This is a genomic window from Mycobacterium sp. E1747 (assembly GCF_001667775.1).
Taxonomy (GTDB): Bacteria; Actinomycetota; Actinomycetes; order Mycobacteriales; family Mycobacteriaceae; genus Mycobacterium.
Map to the genome: position 1 here is coordinate 1 of NZ_LZJI01000171.1, position 7,407 is coordinate 7,407.

At 61.2% G+C, this 7,407-nt stretch carries 10 protein-coding genes and 1 pseudogene; 2 read left to right on the forward strand and 9 right to left on the reverse strand.

Annotated elements, in window-relative coordinates:
* Nucleotides 1–1,750 (reverse strand): annotated as a pseudogene (locus A5695_RS16530) (hypothetical protein); the annotation flags it as partial.
* Nucleotides 1,751–2,009: 259 nt separating this feature from the next.
* Between A5695_RS16530 and A5695_RS16535 the strand changes: the two are divergent.
* Nucleotides 2,010–2,597, forward strand: a complete 588-nt coding sequence (locus A5695_RS16535) for a hypothetical protein (protein WP_068084182.1) — start codon at nucleotides 2,010–2,012, stop codon at nucleotides 2,595–2,597.
* Nucleotides 2,594–3,136, forward strand: a complete 543-nt coding sequence (locus A5695_RS16540) for a hypothetical protein (protein ID WP_068084185.1) — start codon at nucleotides 2,594–2,596, stop codon at nucleotides 3,134–3,136. Before A5695_RS16535 ends, A5695_RS16540 begins: the two co-directional genes overlap by 4 nt.
* 442 nt (nucleotides 3,137–3,578) lie before the next feature.
* On the opposite strand, the gene A5695_RS16545 is transcribed toward A5695_RS16540, so the two are convergent.
* The 8 genes from A5695_RS16545 to A5695_RS29125 form a co-directional block, all read right to left on the reverse strand.
* On the reverse strand, nucleotides 3,579–3,947 hold the full coding sequence (locus tag A5695_RS16545) for a hypothetical protein (protein WP_068084188.1): 369 nt from the start codon (nucleotides 3,945–3,947) through the stop codon (nucleotides 3,579–3,581).
* A complete protein-coding gene (locus tag A5695_RS16550) occupies nucleotides 3,944–4,546 on the reverse strand; it encodes a hypothetical protein (RefSeq protein WP_068084190.1) in 603 nt (200 codons plus the stop codon). The genes A5695_RS16545 and A5695_RS16550 overlap by 4 nt, the downstream gene beginning before the upstream one ends.
* Before the next feature lie 229 nt (nucleotides 4,547–4,775).
* Nucleotides 4,776–5,192: a hypothetical protein gene (locus A5695_RS16555; RefSeq protein WP_068084194.1), complete on the reverse strand. Its 417-nt coding sequence runs from the start codon at nucleotides 5,190–5,192 to the stop codon at nucleotides 4,776–4,778.
* Nucleotides 5,189–5,632 carry a hypothetical protein gene (locus A5695_RS16560; RefSeq protein ID WP_068084197.1) on the reverse strand — a complete coding sequence of 148 codons (444 nt, stop codon included), beginning with the start codon at nucleotides 5,630–5,632 and terminating at the stop codon, nucleotides 5,189–5,191. Before A5695_RS16560 ends, A5695_RS16555 begins: the two co-directional genes overlap by 4 nt.
* Nucleotides 5,632–5,877 (reverse strand): hypothetical protein, encoded by a 246-nt coding sequence (locus tag A5695_RS16565; protein ID WP_156749699.1) that lies wholly within the window; start codon nucleotides 5,875–5,877, stop codon nucleotides 5,632–5,634. The genes A5695_RS16560 and A5695_RS16565 overlap by 1 nt, the downstream gene beginning before the upstream one ends.
* A gap of 86 nt (nucleotides 5,878–5,963) precedes the next feature.
* Nucleotides 5,964–6,437, reverse strand: coding sequence for a hypothetical protein (locus tag A5695_RS16570; RefSeq protein WP_068084202.1), 474 nt, complete (start codon nucleotides 6,435–6,437; stop codon nucleotides 5,964–5,966).
* Nucleotides 6,438–6,460: 23 nt separating this feature from the next.
* Nucleotides 6,461–6,712, reverse strand: a complete 252-nt coding sequence (locus A5695_RS16575; RefSeq protein WP_197515520.1) for an HNH endonuclease — start codon at nucleotides 6,710–6,712, stop codon at nucleotides 6,461–6,463.
* A gap of 375 nt (nucleotides 6,713–7,087) precedes the next feature.
* Nucleotides 7,088–7,407: hypothetical protein (locus A5695_RS29125; RefSeq protein WP_197515521.1), on the reverse strand; the 320-nt coding region annotated here is incomplete at its 5' end.

A 7,407-nucleotide genomic window follows, 5' to 3' on the forward strand; every position in this document is an offset into this window, starting at 1 on the left:
GCTTTACCAACATTTGGTTGGCGGCAACGAATCGGCCAATGAAGCTGAACGCGGGCTCCATGGACTGCAGCGCCGCGGAGAGGTTCTGCAGCACGGGAATGCCGATAGGAGCTAGGTCGAGGAACATCTTCCCCAGCACGGGAAGCATCCTCATCAGCTCACCCAGCGCCTGGATACCGGTCTGCATCCACTCCTGCAGCTGCCCCGACTTCGCGGCCTGCTGAATGAAATTGTTGAACGCGTTCGCCCCGTTCGTGATCGCCTGCGCCAGCTGAGGCAGGAACCCCGACCCGACCTTCGTGATCGTCAGGAACGCGTTCGAGAACGGAACAATCGACTGCGCCCAAATCTGAAACGACGAACCGATATTGGAGACGATCTGCTGTATCGCCGCCATCGTCTCAGGCTTCGACAACCACGCCCCAATATCCTTGAACGCCGTGTTCATCGTCCGCCCGAGGCTGGTCATCAGCCTCTGCAACACCGGGAAATACTCCGTGGCCAGCCGCTGCACCTGTGGACCCAACCCGGCGAACAGGGAGTCCTGCACCGAGAACTTCAACGCATCCCACGCCGGCTTCAACCCCCGCAACGTGGTGATGAACGCCTGCGCCCCGGGGGAAATCTTCCCCATCGCCTGGGCGAACGCATCCAAACTCGACGACGTTTTCGTCTGCGCATCACCAAGGTTGCGCTGCGCATCCGCGACATCATCCTGCGCCCTCGCCAAACGCTGGTTCGCGGACACAACCTGATCAGCGCCCTCAACACCCTTCGCGTTAGCCTCAGCGGACTTCTGCTGCAGCTGCACATTCCGCTCATGCGCCTCAAGCACCCGCTGGTCGGCCTGCTCCACCCGCAGTTGTGCCTGCTGATACTCGATCGCGTCCCGGAACCGGCCAGTGGCCAGATCCCGGCGCGCAGCCTGGGCATCGAGAATGGCTTGCTTCTCGTCGATCACCCCGCCCCGGAGTTGGACATTCAGGTCCTCGAGCTGCTGGCGGGCATCCCGGCGCGCGTTGGCCACGTCCTTCTGCGCGTTAGCCTCATCCAACACCGCGTTCCGCAGCGACTTCTGCGCAGACGCAACAGCTTTGGACTTCTCCTCCTGATCCTTGGTAGCGGAGTCAGCGGCTTTACCTGCGGCTGTCCAAGCATCCTTAATGCCATCCAGGCCAGTTACCAAAGTGCCGATGACACCGATACCGCCGGCGAGACCAGCAGGGATGAGCCCGATGGCCCCCGACAGCGCCGCAGCCACACCAGCCCCCGCCGTGACAGCAGCGCCAATCAAAACTCCCTGCAGCGCCGTACCGACGGGACCCATAGCACTCGACAGCGACCCGCCAACCTGAGGCGCTGCTGAAGCACCACTCGTCGCTAGAGATTGCGACAGCTGGGTACCGGCCCCAGCGAATGCCGGTCCAAGCTGGGAGAAACTGCGCTCCGCAGACGACACCAGCGTGTCAGCATCCACCTCGATCGTGGCTTTGCGGTCCCGCGCCACCACATCGATCTGCGCGTTCGCCTTCGCCGTGTCCGCATCAACCTCAACGGTGGACTTCCGGGCCTTCGCCGCCGAATCAATCTCAGCCTTCGCCTTCGACGTGTCGGCATCCAGTTGTATTTTGGCGTCACCGAGCCCGCGCTGAATCTCCCGACCCCACCGACGCCCAGCCTCAGCCGCAGCAGGGTCGACCTCACGAAACGCCCGCGTGATCCCCGCCGCAATCTGCGATGTTTCCGGCATAACGGTGGCATATAACTCGGCGATAGCTGGCATATGTCACCTCCGTATGTCATACTCGTATTGCATGGCGGGTCGTGCCAAGGCGAGGCGCAGCTGGGCGAGTCGCGGCGCGGCGGGACAAGGCAAGGGATCTAACCCTCAAGGGTCAGTGGGTGTGGTTCGACTCCACACCGAGGGGCGTGTCTGGCCCGGGCATGTCAGAGCGGGGCAAGGCGCGGCGCGGCTAGGCGAGGGATCTACCACTACACAAGGAGACAAGATGATTGGTTTCACTATCACCCTGACCGGGACAGCGCCACTGTTGATGCACAACAGTCGACTGTCCAACCCTCTTGACCCTGCCACGAAGGCGCTCAAGAAGGTCACCGGTAAGCGAAACAAGACTGACGACGATCACGAGCAGATCGCGCGCCTTGAATTCGCCGGCGGTCTGTACATGGATCCCGATGTCGGCCCGTACATTCCCGGCGAGAACATCATGCGCTGCCTGGTCGACGGGGCGAAGCTGACCAAGATGGGCGTCAAGGTCACCCGCGGGGTGTTTGTATCCACTGATGTCAATCCGTTGTCTTACAACGGTCCTCGTGACGAACAGGCGCTGTGGGACAAGGGCTGGCGGCACATGGCGTCCGTCAAGGTGGGGACCAGCCGCACTATGCGCTGCCGTCCTTGGTTCCCGGAGTGGAAGGTTCAAGCCGAAGGGGTTCTTGACCCGTCCGTCCTTGAACTGGACGACCTGACCTCCATCGCCGACAACGCTGGCTCACTTATTGGTTTAGGCGATTGGCGACCGCGCTTTGGGCGTTTCACCGCAGTGGTCCAGCACGCTGTTCAGGCTGCCGCATGAGCCCCTTTGAACCCAAGGGTGAAACCGCCCGCTGGCGGATTCTGTATCGGCTTCTCTCACAAACAGAGGTCGACGACATTCTGACCTACGAGGACATGGCCTCTGCTCTCGAACTTGACCCTGAAGTCGACAGGCACACTATCCAGGTCGCTATGCGCCGTGCTGCGTCCGAGTTGGAGAAGGTGGAGAAGCACGCCGTGGAAGCGGTGAAGAACGTCGGCTATCGCGTCGTTGAGCCCGAAGAACACCTTCGACTCGCCAAGCAACAGCAACGACGATCATCCAAAGCGTTGGTCCGTGGCCACTCCAAAGTCACCAACGTGGACCTATCTGGCGTGGACCCAGAAGTTCGGCAGGCTTTCCAGGTCGTAGCATCAGCATTTGCCATGCAGATGGAATTCAACCGCCGCACAGACATCCGCCAGAAGAAGCTGGAAGATGCCCTGGAAAGCGTCCGTGAGCAGTCCACTCGGACTGATGAAGAGGTTTCGGAGCTGCGACGGAGACTGGAAAAGCTAGAGAAGGAAAGTTCCGACTAGCACCTGCGTGGCATGGCACCGCATGTCCGGTCGAGTCTAGCCATGGCCGGCCAAGGCAAGGGATCTACCTAATCGTCATACCCAGTTAGTCCAGCGAGTTCGATGTAATCGCCGATCGTCATTGCTGGCTTTTGGTCTGGCAGCGGATCACCTGGCCGCCACTCAGGTGGTGGCGGGTTACGAGGATCGCGTTCCGCTGCTTGGGATTTAGACCATACCAGCCAATTGACACCGTCGACTAGTTGGGTCAGTTTCCAGGTGTTACGGTCCCACCCCTGATGCTGGGAGTAGTACACCGCTGTTCCCGGTGCCGGGTAGACCACCATCTGGACAAACTGAACGAACGACAGCCTGTCTCCGATGTCCTCCCATGTCCAACCAGCGCGGGCCAGGTCGCCCCCAACGGGACCCCAATGTTCTTTGAGGATCCCGATGAGGGCAACTATTCCCCCAGCTCGATACCGGCGAACTCAGCCCACTGGCGGGCCATGGCGGCGTAGTCCTCTTCCTCAAGCTCGGCCTGCACCTCACGCGAGGTGTCAGAAGAGGCGAGTTTCAGGAAGTACCACAGGACTTTGATGCCGTCGCCCTGCTCATCCAGCAGGGCGAGTTTGCCTGGCTTCGGACGGCGGTTGGGTCCGAGTTTGGTCAAGCCGACGGTGGTTCCGTCCGAGGCTTTGAAGACGAACACCTCTTCCCCGGGATACTCTGCGGACCAGTCGAAGTCGGCGTCACCAGGCTTGGGTTTGTGCCCGTTCGTCGCCGCGGGCACCGACGCTTTGGCTGGCGCCCGCTTCTTCGCCTCGGTCATGCCGACAGCAGGCCGTCATCGGTGCGGATGTAGCAGTACGCCCCCGTGGTGTCGGGAAGGAACGACACCGTCACCCGGTGCGCCAAAACATCCGTGCGCGCCCACTTCATCGTGTCCTTCGACTCAATCCGGCCCAGCGGGTAGAACTGCATGACCCGCTTCCCACCCGGGGAGAAGGTGTCCACGAGGATGGTCTGCATGTCCAGGGTGTCGGAGGTGACCTTGATCGACAACTGGTTGCCGTGGGTCGACGTCGCTGCGGTGGCGGTCACGTTCGACGCCTTGTAGGCGAACTTCGCCACCTCAGGCTTCAAGAACTCAAGCATGGTGAACGTGGCCGTCTTGCCGTAGTTCTCCTGCGGCTTGGCGATCGTGTCACCACCCCAGTCATAGATGGCCTTCACGGAACGGTCTTCCTTGTCATCGAAGCCGTCCGAGCCGATGAAACCCAGGTGGTTCATCAGGGCGTCAATGGTGAACGCCGCATCCGGAACCGCCGCAGACAGCGGGCCGACGTAGATACCACCGACTGAGGGCAGGTCTTTGGGTGAGGGCAGAACGACGTTGTTGACGTTCCCGGTGAATGTTGGTGCAGCCACAGGATTTTCCTTCCAATGCAAAACCCCCGCCGGGCGGGGGTCGTTTCCTTGTCACAGCCGTCGTGTGAAGGCTGCCGAGGTTTAGGCGCGGCGCCGCCCGTCACGGTTCGCAGTTGTGAGCCCGAAGCTCAGACCACGAACCAGGCGGCGCCGCTTGTGAATTGCGCGTTGTTCCTGCCCGGGCAGACGCGCCCCTGCCTGTTACCCAGCCGCGTCGGAAGCGGGTGGTCTACGGGGTGATTACCGGATTCGTATTGACGACGGTTACCCAGGCAGTGATGACGTACCGCTCAAGGTCTGGGTAGTCGGGGTCCTTCTGGGAGGTGGGGCCACCGGCGTGCTCGACGTCTTGCACCAAACCAAAAGATGGCATTACCTGCCACAGTTCCCAAGCATCAAACGCGATCTGCTCTGCTCGAGCACCGTTGGGGTCGTAGTAGCGCAGCTGCAGCAGTTGTGAACTGGTGAACCGCAACGGCTTCACGGTGTTGAGCAGTTCACACGTCCAGAACCGGCGCCCGCTCGGAAGAGGGTCTGGGACTCGCTGTTCAAAGTTCGTCGGCCATCCCCTCGCGGGGCACTCGGCCAAGAAGTAGTTCCTAGTCAGCCGGTAGGCCGACGGAGTGCCAAGAATAGGAATGGTCATCGGTGCCGGCGCCCGTCAAGGTTGTGGATCTCGTTGCCCTGCTCATCGAATCCCGCATGCATCTGAGATTCGTTGGATCGGCGCGCCAACTCCCTCGGGATATCGTGATCGGGAGGCGGTGTTTCTTTGGGGCCACCGATCGGGATGCTCTTCAGGATCGTGTGGTTCACTGCTTCATGCGCCATCGCCCGCGGGGTGTTCGGGAAGATGTTCAACCTTGAGCGGGATCCATGGGTGATGTGGAAGTCGTAGCCGTCTTCCTGCGGCTGCTGCCGTGCGGCTTGCGCCGCCCGCAGATCGGCGTTGCAGCGTGCAATGGTTTCCTCACCCAACCGAGTCAGATATTCATCCACGCCGGGCGAGTTACGCAGGATGCGCCACTCCGGATTATTGGAGCCGAAGTCGATCGAAAAGTGCTCGCTGATCCGTCGTTTCGCCATCAGCCGGACACCTGTTCTAGAGTGATTGTCCCGCCCGGTCGATAGCCGAACGGCCCAGTCGTGTAGTCATTCACATCGGTCACGAACCACTCATCGTTTCCGGGAAGGGCTACCTTGTCGCGCGGTGAATACGGCGACGCGTCAGGAACCAACACCACTATCGACTGCACCACCCGCCGCGTGTAATCGGCTGATTCCGACAGTTGAGACGAGTCCGGATACCAGCCGAACACCTTGCGGTCCACCGGATCTGCGTAATTGTCCGCAGTCGGATAGCCCTCAGTGTCGGTGGATCCGGTGTACACCGAATGGGAGACGGTGAACTTTGTGTTCACAGTTCCCCGAAGTAGCTGTCATCGTCGTCATCGAACGCGACAGCCCCCACGGTCTCGAAGCCGTCTTGGGAGCCGAAGAACACCGCATGGGACCGCATCGGCTCCGCCGCGGCGGTGTCAATGCTGAAAGCCCCACCACTAGTGGGTTCAACGCAGATTTTCTGCAGCGCAGCGATTTCCGAAGGCCAGAACAACACCCGGCGGGGTGTTCGGGTGTCGAACGTCTGCGCATAGGGTCCGGCGGTCTGCGACGACATCGCGCCGCTTCCCGCGTCATTCCAGCGCAGAACCGCGCCGCGGAGAACGGCTTTCGCCGCTGCTATCTGCTGATCAGTGAGCGTGGTGGTATCACCTAGGCAGGGGGCGGCGAGGGTGGCCATCGCGACAGCGTCAGCCACCATCGCCGCCGCCTTCGCTGGGTCGATCGTCGCGAAGGGGGCCAAGTCATCGACCACAAGCAGATCAGTCACGCTTGACCTCCCTCCATTTTGGCCTACTCGATGAGCAGACCTTCGTAAGTCGCGAGAATCTCTCTCGCCCAAGCGACTTTGTCAACCACGCGCTGACCGCTCGGGTGCGAACTAGACCACAGTTCAAGGTTTTCCAACCGGTTGTCGGTCTTGTTTCCATTGATGTGGTGAACAGTCTCGGATTTAAGCAACTCCCTGCCGAGGTGGTCCTGCATCACTTTCCGATGCTCAGGGATATGGCCTGATGAGTCGGCGCCGGGATGCTTCTTGCCCACCCAGATCCGCACGTACCCGCTTTTGGTTATCTGCCGAACGGGATTCTCAAGGGACCATGCCCACTGACAATCACGAGAGCAAAAATTCCGCTCGTTGACCTGGCTGCGCCAGCGAACGACGGGCTTTGAGCAACGCGCGCACGGTATCTCCCGTCGCAAACCGCTGGGATGCCTGCGGCGGTTCGCGTTTGCCACCTGAAAGCCGTGGATGTCGGACTTTTGATAGCACTGCCGTGAGCAAAACAGATGCGCCTTCACCCGAGATGCGGCCCGGCTTACTTCTTTCCCACAGTGTTCACATGGGCCGGTTACGCGGCCCCCATAACGTCTCTTCGCCACACAACGAAGTGTATTACGAGGGCCGCGTTTCCGCTGCTAGAACGCTGCCGACCCTTTTGTCGCGATGCAGAACGCCGAAGGCGAGCCCATGACGAACCCGTAGTACGCCTCCACCAGCAGCAGCGTCAGGTTCTCCTGGAAGGCGCTGTGCCAGTTGGTGCCGTCGAAGTAGTTCGCCTCGGTGGACACCTTGAACGTGATGTCCATGCCGACGCCGTAGGCGGCCTGCGACCAGTCACCCGCGACCGCGCGGATGGTGGAGTCGACCGACCCGGAGGCGGTGGAGGCGATCGTGGCCTTCGGGTTGGTGCCGCCGGTCAGCGAGTTGCTGATGACCGTGAACGGCGCCGCCTCGG